Origin of the sequence: Cellulomonas endophytica (assembly GCF_004123805.1) — a bacterium.
Taxonomy (GTDB): Bacteria; Actinomycetota; Actinomycetes; order Actinomycetales; family Cellulomonadaceae; genus Cellulomonas; species Cellulomonas endophytica.
Window position 1 is genome coordinate 82,309 of record NZ_RWJX01000002.1, and the last position, 15,174, is coordinate 97,482.

General features: G+C 74.2%; 14 protein-coding genes. 5 read left to right on the plus strand and 9 right to left on the minus strand.

Features of this window, described 5'->3' with window-relative positions; translation table 11 throughout:
• Window positions 1–76 precede the first annotated feature (76 nt).
• Both EJA20_RS01065 and EJA20_RS01070 read left to right on the plus strand, forming a co-directional pair.
• Entirely contained in the window at window positions 77–514 is a 438-nt protein-coding gene (locus tag EJA20_RS01065) for a very short patch repair endonuclease (RefSeq protein WP_129336328.1), read from the plus strand.
• Window positions 515–660: 146 nt separating this feature from the next.
• The gene (locus EJA20_RS01070; RefSeq protein ID WP_129336329.1) at window positions 661–2,013 is read left to right on the plus strand and encodes a hypothetical protein; all 1,353 of its coding nucleotides are present in this window, start codon (window positions 661–663) and stop codon (window positions 2,011–2,013) included.
• Window positions 2,014–2,234: 221 nt separating this feature from the next.
• Here EJA20_RS01070 and EJA20_RS01075 read toward each other — a convergent pair whose 3' ends face one another.
• Genes EJA20_RS01075 through EJA20_RS01100 form a run of 6 tightly spaced genes read right to left on the minus strand, consistent with a single transcriptional unit; the run spans window position 2,235 to window position 8,979 of the window.
• A complete protein-coding gene (locus EJA20_RS01075) occupies window positions 2,235–2,882 on the minus strand; it encodes a transaldolase family protein (RefSeq protein ID WP_129336330.1) in 648 nt (215 codons plus the stop codon).
• A 35-nt stretch (window positions 2,883–2,917) separates the two neighbouring features.
• A complete protein-coding gene (xylB, locus tag EJA20_RS01080) occupies window positions 2,918–4,387 on the minus strand; it encodes a xylulokinase (RefSeq protein ID WP_129336331.1) in 1,470 nt (489 codons plus the stop codon).
• Window positions 4,384–5,103 (minus strand): KpsF/GutQ family sugar-phosphate isomerase, encoded by a 720-nt coding sequence (locus tag EJA20_RS01085; RefSeq protein ID WP_129336332.1) that lies wholly within the window; start codon window positions 5,101–5,103, stop codon window positions 4,384–4,386. The genes xylB and EJA20_RS01085 overlap by 4 nt, the downstream gene beginning before the upstream one ends.
• A gap of 23 nt (window positions 5,104–5,126) precedes the next feature.
• On the minus strand, window positions 5,127–6,773 hold the full coding sequence (locus EJA20_RS01090; RefSeq protein WP_164983785.1) for a sugar ABC transporter ATP-binding protein: 1,647 nt from the start codon (window positions 6,771–6,773) through the stop codon (window positions 5,127–5,129).
• A 2-nt stretch (window positions 6,774–6,775) separates the two neighbouring features.
• Complete coding sequence (locus tag EJA20_RS01095) at window positions 6,776–7,807, minus strand: substrate-binding domain-containing protein (RefSeq protein WP_129336334.1); 1,032 nt, start codon at window positions 7,805–7,807, stop codon at window positions 6,776–6,778.
• A gap of 5 nt (window positions 7,808–7,812) precedes the next feature.
• The gene (locus EJA20_RS01100; protein WP_205687297.1) at window positions 7,813–8,979 is read right to left on the minus strand and encodes an ABC transporter permease; all 1,167 of its coding nucleotides are present in this window, start codon (window positions 8,977–8,979) and stop codon (window positions 7,813–7,815) included.
• A 103-nt stretch (window positions 8,980–9,082) separates the two neighbouring features.
• Between EJA20_RS01100 and EJA20_RS01105 the strand changes: the two genes are divergently transcribed.
• A complete protein-coding gene (locus EJA20_RS01105; protein ID WP_129336335.1) occupies window positions 9,083–10,069 on the plus strand; it encodes a sugar-binding transcriptional regulator in 987 nt (328 codons plus the stop codon).
• Window positions 10,066–10,731: a beta/alpha barrel domain-containing protein gene (locus tag EJA20_RS01110; protein ID WP_129336336.1), complete on the plus strand. Its 666-nt coding sequence runs from the start codon at window positions 10,066–10,068 to the stop codon at window positions 10,729–10,731. Before EJA20_RS01105 ends, EJA20_RS01110 begins: the two co-directional genes overlap by 4 nt.
• Window positions 10,732–10,755: 24 nt before the next feature.
• Here EJA20_RS01110 and EJA20_RS01115 read toward each other — a convergent pair whose 3' ends face one another.
• Both EJA20_RS01115 and EJA20_RS19235 read right to left on the minus strand, forming a co-directional pair.
• Window positions 10,756–11,700, minus strand: coding sequence for a nuclease-related domain-containing protein (locus tag EJA20_RS01115; RefSeq protein ID WP_205687298.1), 945 nt, complete (start codon window positions 11,698–11,700; stop codon window positions 10,756–10,758).
• Window positions 11,701–11,967: 267 nt separating this feature from the next.
• Entirely contained in the window at window positions 11,968–12,546 is a 579-nt protein-coding gene (locus EJA20_RS19235; protein ID WP_129336337.1) for a TetR/AcrR family transcriptional regulator, read from the minus strand.
• A gap of 180 nt (window positions 12,547–12,726) precedes the next feature.
• Here EJA20_RS19235 and EJA20_RS01125 point away from each other — a divergent pair, with 180 nt between their 5' ends.
• Window positions 12,727–14,298, plus strand: a complete 1,572-nt coding sequence (locus EJA20_RS01125; protein WP_205687299.1) for an MFS transporter — start codon at window positions 12,727–12,729, stop codon at window positions 14,296–14,298.
• On the opposite strand, the gene EJA20_RS01130 is transcribed toward EJA20_RS01125, so the two are convergent.
• The gene (locus tag EJA20_RS01130; protein ID WP_129336338.1) at window positions 14,251–14,946 is read right to left on the minus strand and encodes a hypothetical protein; all 696 of its coding nucleotides are present in this window, start codon (window positions 14,944–14,946) and stop codon (window positions 14,251–14,253) included. The genes EJA20_RS01125 and EJA20_RS01130 overlap by 48 nt on opposite strands.
• Window positions 14,947–15,174: the final 228 nt, after the last annotated feature.

Consider the following 15,174-nt stretch of genomic DNA (forward strand, 5'->3'; position numbering starts at 1 on the left):
GGGCGGAGCGCCGACCGTGCCGACGTTCCACGTCCCTGCGCACCCCGGTTCGAGCGACCCAGCCCTGTCTCGGCGGATGTCCACCCTCGCCCGCCGGGACAACCCTCGAGAGCTCGCCTTGCGGCGCGCGCTTCACGCACAAGGGTTCCGGTACCGGGTCACCGTACGAGTCCCGGGTCTGCCTCGCCGCACCATCGACGTCGCGTTCCCACGGGCAAGGGTCGCCGTCTTCGTCGACGGGTGCTTCTGGCACGGCTGCTCGGAGCACAGCCATGCACCACGCTCGAACAGCTCCTGGTGGGCCCAGAAGCTGGCCGCCAACCGGGCTCGCGACGCCGACACCACGCGCCACCTCCAGGAGCTGGGTTGGACCGTCCTCCGCATCTGGGAGCACGTGCCGTTGGACGACGCCGTTGCGACCGTCGTGGCTGCAGTCGCTGCAGCTCGAGAGAAGCAGGCTGGGACCGGTCGTCGTCGCGCTCGGGACACGAAAGTTCTAGATGGTTCTGGGTGACCGCCGCTTGCGTCGCTCGGGGCACCTATCGCCCGTACATGCATCGGGTCGCCCGCTGACCCGATCGAGTGGTTTCGGCGAAGGGCGCACCACACGGCTCTCGGACCGATCGATGTTCCGGGAACACGAACGTAGGGGAGGGCGGCGTGGCGGCTTCACGCAAGGCGACCGTGCTCGTGCACAGGGGCGCACTGCTCGTCGACGGGCCGTTGCGGGACCGACCTGTCCGTCGGATGCCCGACGGCACGGGCGGCGTCGTCTATGGAGGGCTCGTCTACCCACTCCGACCGGGCGATGTCATCAACCTGGACGACCCAGTTACCGACAAGCACTCGTGCCCGACGTTCGTGCTCATGGACCAGGTGCTGACCTACCGTCAGCCCGACGTCGCGCGTGGCCACCTCGCAGTGGAGCGGTGGGCGATCGAGTCGAACAAGTACGGCAACTACGTCGTCTTCGACGCCGACGAGGAGACCGCCGAGGCAGTCATCGAGCGCCTCGACGCTGCAGGGCTCGGCGTACGCCGGTGGGACAGGAGCCACCGCCCTGCCGCCGACGGGTACTTCTACGACTGGTTCGCCCGGCTCGGCGCGCACACCGATGCAGACGCCGTTCCCGCTCTCGTCGGCGCAGCGCTGGCAGCGCCCAACCCAGCGCACCCAGGGGGCGCGCACGAAGTGACACCCGAGGTGCTGGCCACTTTCCGTGCAGAACTAGCCGAGGTCGCCAAGCAGGTTGCCGAGCTGGAACGAGCTGTTGCCGCGGCGGAGGCGGAAGCCTATGCCTTGACTCTCGAGAACGATGAACTTGCCAGCAAGCTGCGTCGCGCACGGAAGGAGCGGACGAGCTACAAGCGCGAATATCTCACGCTGCTGGACGCGGTGACCGACCCGCAACACCCCACCGGCGCTGCGTCCCCCGATGACGGCGAGAACCGCACGCTCAAGGAGCTGTTGGCGGACGCGGAACAGGCCGAGGCCGCGAGCGCGGCAGAGAAGACGAGGCTGCGACGCGAGGTGGAGAGACTCCGACGAGAACTCGATGGTGCTACCGAGACGCTCGAGACCGCCCAATTGGAACGCGAGGCTGCGATGGTTGCGGCCACGAGTCGTTCGAGCACCCAGGCCGCCTCGATCGACAACCTTCTCAGCCGCATGTTCCGTCGCGTCACGCTTCATGACACCGCAGTGGACGTCCTCACCGACCCCCGCCGCTTCAACGACCTGTCAGCGGTGACGGCTGCCCTCGCACGCCTCGACAGACGCGAGAACATCGCCAAGAAGTGCCGCGGCTACTCCGACATCTGGGAGGTCGACGACCTGCCCACAGGGCTGAAGGGTTCGGCAGCACGTATGGGCCGCATCTACTACAAGCGCCACACCGACACAGACCGACTCCTCGTCTTCCTGCACCGGAAAGAGGATGACAAGGAGCAGGAGCAGTTCCTCAAGTACATCGACAGCCAGCCGTCCGAGCTCGCTCACTTCCACGATCGTTGAGCACCGGGCTGACTGGGTGCCGGAGTAGGCGACTGGGCCTGCTCAGTGCGGGCTTGGCGTGAACGTAGAGGGCCTGCAGGACGGATGCTTCTCGCGAGCGCGTCTTGGAACGTGCGCCCACAATGCATCAACGTCAGTGCAAGCAAGGGCGCATCGCTCCACAGTTGCGCCACTACGCGTGCACTGCTGTACTGACGCGATCACCTCTGGGTTGATTCCACTCAGCGCAGAGCCGCGGCGGCGGCGGCGAACTCGCCAACCGCAGCCTCAGTCAGCGACTCGGCCAGAAGTCGGTGAGCGACGGCCGTCGAGATCGTGAAGGCGTCGACGCCCGAGGCAGCCAGGTTGACCACCTGGGACGAGTCCTTGATCGATGCCACGAGCACGCGTGTCGAGGTGCCGCTCAGCAGACGTTGGATGCGAAGGATCTCCTCGTGGCCGTTGCGGCCGGCGGCGTGCATGCGGCCCAGGTACGGCGCGATCCACGCCGCGCCGGCGGCGTCGGCCAGGAGCGCCTGCGCCGCCGAGTAGACGGCCGTCGTCAGGACCGGGACGCCCTCGTCGGACAGGCGGCGGGTGGCGGTCAGGCCGGCCACCGTCGCGGGGATCTTCACCACCAGGCGGTCCGACAGCGCCCGCAGGGACCGGCCCTCCGCCACGAGGGCGTCGACCTCATCGGGGGCCGTCGTCTGGACGAACACCTCCCCTCGCGTGCGCTCCAGCAGCCACCCCACCAGGTCCGGCACCTCGGCCAGGCGGACGCCGGCGCGCTGGAGGATCAGCGGATTCGTGGTGACGCCGCCGAAGAGGCCCGTGGCGAGCAGGGGCTCCAGCGCCGAGCGGTCGGCGGAGTCGAGGTACAGGCGCATGGGGACGAGCCCTCCGGAGTGGCGAACAGCAGGGGTCAGGCGGCGGGGCGGTCGAGGCCGTCCCAGTCCGCCAGGGTCAGGTAGCGCTCGAGCACGTCCGAGCGGTCGCGCTGGGGGTCGGTGGTGATGAGGGTCGCCGGGCGCCAGGCGTCGCGGACCTTCGTCACGTCCACGCCGTGCAGCACCGCCGCGGCCTGGATGCAGGCGCCGCGAGCCGTGGCCTCGGACGCGTCGCGCACGGTCACCGGTCGGCCGAGCAGGTCGGCCAGCACCTGGCGGTAGGCCTGCGAGCGGGCGCCGCCGCCGAGCACCACCACGTCGCCCGCGGCCTCCGCGCCGTTGCGCTGGATCATGCGGTGGCCGCGCACCAGGCCGAGCAGCACGCCCTCGACGGCCGCGAGCGCCAGGTCGGCGCGGCTCGTCGCGCCCGTGAGGCCGCCGAGCAGGCCCATGGCGCCCGGACGGTCCGGGGTGCGCTCGCCGTCGAGGAAGGCGGCGAACACCGGCCGGTCCGGCCGCACCGGCGCGCTCAGGGCCAGCGATGCCAGCGTCGCGTGGTCGACGTCGAGCAGCCGCGCCACCCAGTCGGTCACCTTCGTGCTGTTCAGCGTGCACACCAGCGGCAGGTAGCCGCCGGCCGCGTCGGCGACGCCGTTCACGAAGCCGGCCTCGTCGTGCACCGGGTCGGCGGCCGTGGTGAGCACGACCCCGGAGGTGCCGAGCGAGTACGCCACCTCGCCCTCCGCCAGGCCGATGCCGAGCGCACCGGCGTGCTGGTCCCCCGCGCCGGCGCCGACGAGCGTCGACGGCGACAGCCCCAGTGCCGCCGCGTCGGCGGTCGCCGTCGGCCCCGCGGCCGACGACGGCCCCAGCACCTCCGGCAGCACCGCGTCCCAGTCCCGCGAATCGTCGACGAAGCGCTCCAGCAGGTCCGTCCGCCACCGGCCCTCGTGCGCCGCGTAGTAGCCGGTGCCCGACGCCTCGGAGCGGTCCGTCACCGCGCGCGCGGTCAGCCGGTACGTCAGGTGGTCGTGCGGCAGGAGCACGGTGCGCGTCGCCGCCAGCACCTCCGGCTCGTGCTCCGCCAGCCAGGCGAGCTTCGTGATGGTGAAGGCCGCGGTCGGTGCCGAGCCGACCGCCTGCGCCCACTCCCCCACCCCGAGCGCGGCGCGCATCCGCTCCGCCTGCGGCGCCGACGTCGTGTCGTTCCACAGCTTCACCGGCCGCAGCACCGAGCCGTCGGCGCCCTGGAGCACCGCCCCGTGGCACTGCGCCGCGACGGACAGCGCCGCCACGTCGGACGCCCGCACACCGGCCTCGCCGCACGCCGCCGCGAGGGCGACCCCCAGCGCCGTCCACCAGTCCTCCGCGCGCTGCTCGCTCACGGGCGGGCTCGTCGGCGGGTGCGGCGCGCGCCCGGAGCCGAGCAGCGCGCCGGTGTCGGCGTCGCGCAGCTCGACGGTGCAGGACTGGGTGGAGGAGTCGACCCCGGCGACGACGCTCACGCCGACGCCTCGCCCCCGAAGCCGCCCAGCTCCTCCGGCAGGTCCGTCAGGTGCCCGACGGCCCCGGCCGGGTGCGTGTGCAGCACCCGGTCCCAGCCGTAGCCGCGCAGCCGCATGAGGACGTACGCCAGCGCGTCGCCCCAGACGCCGGCCACCAGCGTGGACCCCATCGCGATGACGTTGCCGGGGTCCACGTCGTTCGCCGACGAGACGACGGCCACCACGTCGGCGATGCCCGCCATCGTCGAGGCCGGCGCCGCGGTGAGCGCGACGACGGACGCCCCGCGCTCCTTGACCCGCCGGCCGAGGTCGACCAGCTCGTCGGACTCGCCGCCGCGGGAGATGAGGACGAGGACGTCGCCGTCGGTCACGGCGCCCATCGTGCCGTGCAGCGCGTCCATCGCCGGCAGGAAAACCGACGGCGTCCCGCACACGGCCAGCAGGTGCGCCATGCGCCGCGCCACCGCCCCGGACGTGCCGGAGCCGGTGACGAACACCTTGCCCGTGCAGGCGTGCAGCAGGTCGACGACCTCGAGGAACGTCTCGTCGAGCTGGTCGGCCACCGCGCTCACGCCCGCGCCCTCGGCCCGCACCCGCTCGCGCGCGGCCTCCAGCAGGGCCGCCCGCCCGGCCGCGTCCGACCCGGTCGAGGTCGCGCCGGCGGCACCAGCCCCGGTCGCAGCCGTGCCGGCCGGGCCGGTGGTGTCCGTGCTCATGTCCGTCGTTCCTCTCGTCGTGCTCATGCCGCGGCCCAGGCCGCGCGCCGCAGGGCCGCGGGGGTGCGCTCCTCCGGCGGCAGCAGCCGGCCGTCGCTGGTCCCCTGGCTGAGGACGACCATGTCGTCCGCCACCTCGCAGACCTCGTCCTCCTCCGACGAGACGACGACCACCGTCATGCCGGCGTCGTGCGCCAGGGACCGGATGAGCCGGTGGATCTCCGCCTTCACGCCGAGGTCGACGCCCTTCGTCGGCTCATCGAGGAGCAGGACGCGCGGGTTCTGCGCCAGCGCCCGCGCGAGCAGCACCTTCTGCTGGTTGCCGCCGGACAGGTTCACCACGGCGCCGCGGCGGTCGCCCCGGACCCGCAGGCGCTCCATCAGCTCCTCGGACCGGGCCGCGAGCGCACGCCGGTCCAGCAGGCCGAGGCGGCGGTGCTGCCCCAGCACGGGCAGCACCACGTTCGTCCCGCAGTCCAGCCGCGGCACGATGCCGTCGCTCTTGCGCTCCTCCGTGAGGTACACGAGCCCCTCGCGCTGGGCGTGCGCCGGGTTGCGGGGCGTGTAGGGGCGGCCGTCGAGCAGCACCTGCCCGCCGTGCATCCGGTCGAGCCCGACGAGCGTGCGCAGGACCTCGGTCCGTCCGGCCCCGACGAGGCCGTAGATCCCGAGCACCCGTCCGGGCTCGGCGACGAGGTCCACGCCCGCCACCACCGGCCCGCGCAGCCCGCGCACCTCGAGGCGACGCCCGGGCCGCGTGCCGCCGGCGACGACGGCCGGGTGCGCGGGCTCCTCGTCGGGAACCGCGTGCAGGGCCGCGACCGGCGCGGAACCGCCGGAACCACCGGGGGCGCCGGGACCGCCGGACGACCCCTCCACCGCGGCGCTGCCGAGGACCGGCAGCGCCTCCTCGCCCGCGATGGCGACGACGATCTCGTCGCGGCTCAGCTGGTCCAGCGGGGCGTCGATGCGCACCTGCCCGTCGACGAGCGCGACCATGCGGTTCGCCACCCGGTAGAGCTCGTCGAGCTTGTGGTCCACCAGCACCACGCCGAGGCTCTTGTCCGCCGCGAGCTCGCGGACGGTGTCGAGGAACTCGTCGACCTGCCGCCCCTCGAGGCTCGTCGTCGGCTCGTCGAGCAGGACGTACCGGGCGTCGCGGTGGACCGCCACGGCGATCTCGAGGAGCTGGCGGGTGGCCACGGGGTACTCGCCGAGCTGCCGGTCCGGGTCGACCTTCAGCCCGAACTCCTCGACGAGCGCCGCCGCCTGGTCGCGCATCGCGCCGCGGCGCAGCATGCCGGTGCGCGTCACCTCGTCGCCGAGGAAGACGTTCTGCGTCACCGTGAGGTTCGGCAGCAGCGACAGCTCCTGGTAGACGGTGGCGATGCCGGCGGCGAGGGCGTCCCGGGGGGAGCCGATCGCCGCGGGCCGCCCGTCGACGGTGAGCGACCCGCGGTCGGCGCGCGTGGCGCCGGCGATGATGCGCAGGAGCGTGGACTTGCCCGCCCCGTTGTGGCCGACGAGCCCGACGACGTCGCCGGGGGCCACGTCGAGGGAGACCCCGTGCAGCACCTCCACGCCGGAGTAGGACTTCACGACGTCCCGGACCGCCAGGCCCGACCCGCGCGCGCCCGTGCCGGTGGCCGCGCTGGGCTCGTCGGCCGACACGGTCAGCCCACCTCGCCCGGCGCGGGGGTATCGCCCGTGGTGAAGAGCTTGAGCTCCTCGAGGATCTCCGGCTCCGGGGTGTCGCCGTCGACCCAGCCGCGGATCTGCTCGACGACGGAGCGGCCGTAGGCCTCGGGCTCCTGCGCGACGCAGCCGGCGTAGGTCTCCGTCAGCGGCTCCTCCGACGCGCAGAACCCGTAGACCTTCACGGGGCTGCCCGCGGGCAGGGCCTGCAGGGCGCCGTAGGTGGCCGGGCCCGTCGAGGCGAAGATGACGTCGATGCCGGGGTTGCCCGACAGCATCTCGGACGTGGCGCGCAGGGAGTCGTCGGGCTTGACGTTGCCGTCCACCTTCGCGACGACCTCCGCGTTCGGGTTGGCGGCGATGGCCTCCTCGAAGCCCTCGTCGCGCAGGCGCGTGGGCACCTCGTCGGGCTCCGTGACGAAGCCGATCTGGAGCGCCGCGTCGGCGCCGAGGTCGGCCAGCACCGCCTCGGCCATCTGGCGGCCGCCGGCGGCGTTGTCCGCGCCGAGGTACTGCACGACGGTCCCGTTCTGCGCCTCCAGCGCGTCGGGGTCGACTGTGACGTTGACCGTGAAGACCGGGACGCCGGCCTCGTTCGCCGCGGAGACGATGGCCGCCGCCGGCTCGGACTTCACGGCGTTGAGGGCCAGCGCGCACGGCTGCTTCTGCAGCATGGACTGGACCTGCGAGAGCTGGTTCGCGTCGTCGTCGTCGGCGATCTGCACCTCGACGTCGAAGCCGTTCTCCTCGCCCGCCGCCTCGAAGCCGGCCTTCATGGCGACGTAGTACGGGTTGGTGAGGTTCGGCAGGGCGACGGCGACGTAGGGAGTCTCCTCGTCGCAGGCCGCGGGACGGTCGGAGCCGGCCTCGCCCGTCGCGCCGGCGGTCGCGTCGCCGCCACCGCCGCCCGTGCCGGTGTCGACGGCGCCGGAGCAGGCGCCGAGGGCGAGGGTGAGGGCGGCGAGGCCGCCGAGCGTGGCCAGGGAGCGGTGGGAGGGACGGGTGCGCATCGTTGCTACCTCCGGGTGGTGGTGGTGGGGGACGAGCCCGCCGCGGCGGGTCCGCCGGGCGTGGGGGTGGGAGTGGCGGTGGGGCTTGCCTGCCGGGAGACGCCCGACGAGGGGCCGGTCGCGGAGGGGGCGGAGCCCGTGGGCGGGCCACCGGCCGGCGGGGCGCCCGTCGCGGAGCGGGACCGGGCGCGGCGCAGCAGGTCGCCGAACGAGACGTTGCGCCGGTAGGTGTCGAGGATGACGCCGCCGAGGATGATCACGCCGATGACGAGGGGCTGCCAGTAGCTCTCGACGCCGAGCACGTTCATGCCGTTGGACACCGTCGCGATGAGGACGGCGCCGAGCAGCGCGCCGGTGATGGAGCCGATGCCGCCGAAGAGGCTGACCCCGCCGACGACCGCGGCGGCGATGGAGTAGAAGAGCTCGTTGCCCGAGCCCGCGGAGGGGTAGCCGACCATGAGGCGGCTGGTGACGATGAGCCCGCCGAAGCCCGCGCAGACGCCGGACAGGGCGTAGACGAGGACGGTGACGCGGCCGATCGGGATGCCGGCCAGGCGCGCGGTCTCGCGGTTGCCGCCGACGGCGTAGATGTGGACGCCGGTGGGCGTGCGCCGCAGCAGCACCGCGAAGACCACGGCGGAGAGCGCGACGAGGACCACCGGCATCGGGATCCCGAAGAGGCCGCCGCGGCCGACGATCGCGAAGAGCGGGTCCGCCACGTTCACCGAGCTCGCGCCGGTGAGGATGAGCGGGATCGACGCCGCGACGCCGAAGGTCGCGAAGGTGACGATGAACGGCGGCAGCCCCAGGAAGTGGATGAGCGAGCCGTTCAGCGCGCCGACGAGGGCGCCGATGCCGAGCGCCGCCAGTGCCGCGAGCCACCAGGGGGCGCCGTCCCGCATGAGCAGGGCGGCGACCATGCCCGTGAGGGCGACGTTGGAGCCGGTCGAGAGGTCGATCCCGCCCGTCAGCAGGACGAACGCCTGCCCCAGGGCCAGGAAGGCGATGACCGTGCCGTTGAGCAGCAGCAGCTGGGCGTTGTCGACCGTGCGGAAGGTCGGGGACAGCAGGGACAGGACCGCGGCGACGAGCACCACGACCGCAGCGATCCCGAGCTCCTCGGGAAGACGTCGTCGTCGGGCCATGCAGCTGCCTCCTCGCAGTGTGCTCATCTGAGCGCTTCTGTGGCTGTTGGAGCAACATATGCGCGGTGCTGGTCCTCGCACAAGTCCTCGTGGTCTCGATTGAGCAACGCCAATCCGCTACGGTGCTCACATGAGCGACAATGAGGCGGCGACGACGCCCGACGACGAGCGCCGCCAGATGGCGCTGGCCGCCCGTCGCTTCTTTCTCGAGGACCGGAGCAAGATCGAGATCGCGGCCGAGCTCGGCGTCTCGCGCTTCAAGGTGGCGCGGCTGCTGGAGCAGGCGCGCGAGACCGGCGTCGTCACGATCACGGTCCACGACAGCGGCGTGATGGCCCCCGCCCTCGCGGCCCGGGTCGCGGAGCACCTCGGGCTGAGCCGGGTCGTCGTCGTCGAGTCCGGGCCGGCGCCGGAGGAGGTGCGGCGCGTCGTCGGGGAGGCCGCCGCGCACCTGCTCGGCCGGACCCTGCACGACGGCGAGGTCCTCGGCATGGCCTGGGGGCGCACGCTCGCCGCGATGAGCGCCGCGCTCCCGGCGCTGCCCCGCACGACGGTCGTGCAGCTCACCGGCGTGACGGGCCACAACATCGCGGACTCGCCCGTGGAGATCCTGCGCCAGGTGGCCCTGCGCTCCGGCGGGGCGGCCTACCCGATCTTCGCGCCGCTCGTGGTCGGCGACCCCCGCACCGCCGAGGCCCTGCGCGCCGAGCCCGGCGTGGCCCGGGCCTTCGAGCTCTACGACCGGCTCACCACGGCGGTGGTCTCCGTCGGGTCCTGGGACCCGCCGAACTCCCAGCTCTACGCCTCGCTCGACCCCGCCGAGCGGGACCGGCTCCGCGACGAGGGCGTGCGCGCCGAGGTCACCGCCGCGCTGCTCGCCGCCGACGGCACCCAGCTGGCGCCGGACGTCGTCGCCCGGTCCATCACCATCCCCGCCGAGCTGCTGCGCCGGACGCCGCGGATCGTCGCGGCGGCGGGCGGGGCGGACAAGGCGCACGCGGTGCTCGCCGCCGTGCGCGCGGGGCTGACGACGGAGCTCGTCACCGACCGCTCGCTGGCGGAGGAGCTGCTGCGGCTGCCGGCGGTCGTGCCTACGGGCGACCCGGGGTCTCCGTGACGTCGCCGGACGGCGGCGACGAGGGGCTGCGCGTCGCCGTCTCCCTGTGGTCGGTGCCGGAGGCCGAGCGGGCGGCGGAGCTCGCGCGGCTCGTCGCGGGCGGCGTGCGGCGGGTGCACTGGGACGTGTCCGACGGCGACCTCGCGGCGCCCGGGGGCTTCGACCCCGAGGGCGTGGCGCAGCTCGTCGCGTCGCTGCCGCCCGACGCCGAGGTGGCGCACGAGGTGCACCTCATGGTCCGGCGGCCCGTCGAGCACGTGCCGGCGTGGACGGACCTCTGCGACACCGTCGTCGTCCACGTCGAGGCGGAGGGGTGGCGGGAGGCGGTGGACGCGGTCCGCGGCGCGGGGCGCCGGGCGGCCGTCGCCGTCTCCCCCGGCACGCCGCTCGACGAGGTGCGGGCCCTCGGGCCGGACGTCGGCGTCCTCGTCATGTCCGTCGTCCCGGGCCAGGCCGGCTCGGGCTTCCTGCCGACGACCTACGACCGCCTCGACGCCCTCGCCGGACGCCCGCTGCTGGGCGTCGACGGCAGCGTCGACCTCGAGCGGGGCGCCCGCTGCCACGCGCACGGCGCGACCTGGCTCGTCAGCGGCACGTCCCTGTGCGGCTGCCCGGACCCCGCGCGGTGGCTGGAGCAGCTCGCGCGACCCGGGATGCCCTGAGCTCCTTCGCGGGGACGCGCGCGCTCAGCGCGGCTGCCAGGTCGAGCGCCACCGCGCGACCGCGAAGAGCCGGTCGACCTGCTCCTCGGACAGGACCACCGGGAGCCGGCGGAGGGCCTCTGCCGCCGCGGCCGCGCGCACGACGAGGACGTCCCCCGGCTCCTCACGCAGGGTCAGGGAGCCCGAGCCGAGCCGGAAGACCAGGACGGCCGTCACGCCGACCGGCACGTGCGCGGCTGCGGAGAGCAGGCGGGCTGCCCGGGCGGCCTCGTGACGGGAGTTGCGCAGGTAGGGCACGGGGTGGCCGTTGACGCGCACCTGCTTCGGCACCACCCACACCGATGCGCCCGGGTGGTGCTTGGAGTTCACCGTGAAGACGCCGGCGGGCCCGATGAGGACGTGGTCGATGTCCGCGTCACGCTCCCCCACCGGCAGCGAGTGCAGCACCCGCCAGCCGTGACCGGCGAGGCCGTCCAGCTCGGCACCGATCGACTCCTCGGCCGCGGCGCCGATGCGCCACGCACGTTCGTCCGTGCGCGCGTCGGTCACCCTGCCCCACCAGGTGCGGAGCCGGCCCACCTCGGCACGTCGGGCGGCCAGCTCCTCCACGGCCCGTGCCCGTGCCGCCTGTCCCGCCCGGTGCGCGGAGAGGTCCTCGTCGGTCCGTACCGCCGCCGGCATGACCTCGCGTGCGGTGTGAGACGGCTGGCCGCGGGGATCGGGCGGCGCGATCGACGGTGCTGTCGACACCGTCGCCGGCGCGGTGACGGCGGGCGCGATCACCGACGGTGCGCCGTTCTGCACCAGCTCCCACCAGCGACCCAGGATCCTCGCGGTGCTGGGGTCGGTGGGGACGAGCTCGCCGCTCACGTCGTCGCGGTACCCGATCTGCACCCCTGTGGCGACGTCGACGACGTAGGTCCGGGCCTTGCCGTACCGCCGCCACGACTGCGTCCTGAACTCCTGCACGCCGAGCGCATCGGCCGTTCAGGCACGACGCATCGGCGCGCGCAGCAGGCATCACTCGCTCAGCCGCCCCTCGTCGCCCGGACCAGGAGTCGGAGCGGTGGCCCTTGCCGTCGGCGTCGCACTCCGCCGTCGGCGTCGCATCTGCAGGTGCGTCCCTGACGGCGAAGTGCGACGCACTCGCCGAGGGGCTCGGCCCGCCGCGGCCCGAGCGCGTCCGCCGTGGGCCGCTCGTCGTGGAGGAGGGGTGCATCCGCGCCCGAGGGACGGTCAGGGCATGAGGTCCGCGGCGACGCGCTGGGCGACCTCGGCGCGCTCCTCCGGCGTGCCGCCCAGGTCCGACCCGGTGTGGCGGGCGGTGAGCACCGCCATGAGCGCCAGCCGCACGCGCAGCCGCTCCTCGACGCCGGCGCCCTCGGGCAGCGCCGCCTCCCACAGCCGGTGCTTGATGCGGTGGACGAGGTTCTCCGTGCCGGGCAGCCCCTGCAGGGCGACCTCGTTCTGCTGCACGCACCGCACGACGTCCGACATGCCGCCGGCGGTGGCCTCCCCGAGCCGGCGCAGCAGCTCCAGGCGGGTCTCCCGCGTGCGGGGCGCGGTGCGCACCCAGGAGATGAGGTCCTCGATCGTCGTGCCGACCTCGGCGACGAGGCTCTCGACGATCTCCTCCTTCGAGCGGAAGTGGTAGTAGACCGCCGCCTTCGTCACGCCCAGGTCCTCGGCGATCTCACGCAGCGACGTCTGGTCGTAGCCCTGCTCGGTGAAGCGGGCGAGGGCGCGGTCGCGGATGCGGTCACGGGTGTCCCCCCGCCGCCGGGCCCCGCTCGCCGTCTCCTCCGCCACGCCCATGGTCGATCTCCGAGTTCTACTTGACGGCCGGTAAGTACCGGATCTACGTTGCCGACATCAACTTACCGGCCGGCTAGGAGATTCCGCACCAGCCAGGCCCCACCCACTTCCGCCCGGTCCCGCACCTCGCGCGGTGCTCGGCGGGCACCTCCCCCCACCTCCTCGACGAGAGGCACGCCCGTGTCCCCCGAACTCCCCCTCGACGAGCACCGCCGTCCCGGCCCCCGCCGGCCGGCCACGCCGTCGCCCCTGCCCTCGTCCGCCGCGTCGCTCCCGACGACCGCCGCCGCACCCGACCCCCGCCGCTGGTGGGGCCTGGTGACCATCGGGCTCGCCCAGCTCATGGTCGTCCTCGACATGACCATCGTGAACATCGCCCTGCCGTCCGCGCAGGCCGACCTCGGGATCTCCGACGCCGACCGCCAGTGGGTCGTCACCGCCTACACGCTGGCCTTCGGCGGGCTGCTGCTCCTCGGCGGCCGCCTCGGCGACGTCATCGGCCGCAAGCGCGCGCTGATCATCGGGCTCATCGGCTTCGCCGCCGCCTCCGCGCTCGGCGGCATCGCGGCGAACAGCGCCATGCTGCTGTCCGCCCGCGCCCTGCAGGGCGTCTTCGCGGCGCTGCTCGCGCCGGCCGCCCTGTCGCTGCTCACCGTGACGTTCACCGAGCCCCGCGAGCGCGCCCGCGCCTTCGGCATCTACGGCGCGATCGCCGGTGGCGGCAGCGCCGTCGGGCTCGTCCTCGGCGGCGTGCTCACCGAGTACCTCGATTGGCGCTGGTGCCTCCTGGTGAACGCGCCCATCGCCATCGCGGCGGTCGTCGGCGCGACGCTCTTCCTCCAGGACCGCCGCGGCGCCGGCACCGTCCGCACCCGCCTCGACGTGCCCGGTGCCGTCCTGGCCAGTGGCGGCCTCCTCGCCGTCGTGTACGGGCTGAGCGAGGCCGAGCAGGCGGGCTGGACGTCCGGGCTCGTGCTCGGCTCGTTCGCGCTGGGCACCGCGCTGCTGGTGGCGTTCGTCCTCGTCGAGCGCCGCACGCCCCACGCGCTGCTGCCGCTGCGGATCCTGCGCGACCGCAACCGCGCCGGCGCCCTGCTCGCGATCGGCCTGTCGACGACGGGCATGTTCGGGGTCTTCCTCTTCCTCACCTACTTCATGCAGGTCGTGCAGGGCTGGTCGCCGGTGCTCACGGGCCTGGCGTTCCTGCCCATGACGGCGGGCATGATGACCGGCTCCGTCGGCATCTCCGCCCGGCTGCTCCCCCGCGTCGGCCCGCGCCGGCTCATGGTCCCGGGCCTGCTGCTCGGCGCCGCGGCGCTCACGTGGTTCACGCAGCTCGAGGTCGGCGCCTCCTACGTCACGCACGTCCTCCCCTCGCTCCTCGTGCTCGGGCTCGGCATGGGCATGACCTTCATGGCGGCGATGAGCACCGGCACGTCCGGTGTGAGCGGTCCCGACGCCGGCGTGGCCTCGGCCACCGTGAACACCGCCCAGCAGGTCGGCGGCTCGATCGGCATCGCGCTGCTCAACACCGTCGCCACGTCCGCCACGGCCTCGTGGATCGCCGCGAACGGCGCCGGCGACCCCGCCGCCGCCACGGTGCACGGCTTCACCACGGCCATCTGGGTGTCCGTCGGCGCCCTCGCGCTGGCGGCCCTCGTCGCCGGGACGCTCATCACCCTGCGCCCGACCGACCGCCGGCCCTCACCCGCCGAGCGCGCGGAGGCGGAGGAGCTCGTCGCCGGCGTCTGACCCGCACGAGCCCCTCGCCGCTACCCCCGCACCCGCCCCAGGGCGAGGTGTGGGGGTAGCGGCGGAAACGCACGACGACCGAGGTCCGGCTGAGGCCCGCGCGGTCGCCGCCCGCCGCAGCGCCTCGAGCTCGGCGGCCAGGAGGGCGACGTCGGCGGCCGAGGCCGGGAGGACCCCGCCCCTCCGGTCGCGCATGGGCACGACCTCGGCGGTCCGGCCGTCGGACAGCACGAGCCGGACACCGGGGAGCGACTGCCCCTGCCCCAGCGACACGGTCGCCACGTCGACGCGGTCGACCGCGGACCACGCCGCGCCGAGCACGAGCGGGTCCCGCCGTCGGGCCAGGAGATCGACACCACCGAGGCCGAAGGCCAGCACGCCGCACGCGCTCGCGCGCACCTCCGGCGAGGCGGTGGGTCCCGCGACGGCACCGAGGAACACGCCCTCCGCATCCCACCCGGGGCGGTGACGGCGGACGAGGGACCGCAGGGACGCGACCCGTCGGCGCGCGCCGAGCCACCACCCGAGCACCAGGAGACCTATCAGGATCCCGACGACGAGGACCACCTGCAGACCGACCACGCCGTGCCGCACTACTCGCGCGGCTGCCAACGGCACGACCACCACCCAGTACGGCCACCCGGGCACGAAGGACCGACGCCGGGGCCCTCCGACGAGGCCGACCTCGCCCGGCGTTCCCGTCCTCGTGCTGCTCGCACGCGTCGCCATGCCGACCACCCGCCCCACCACCCGTCGCCTCCCTGACGACGCGCGGACCGTAGCCGCGCTCGCGCACCGGCCGCCCTCGTCCGTCCACAGGGCCCGTGGCAGAGCGGTCGACCGCCCCGCCCTCGGCGCTGGGCGGGCTCGACTGCC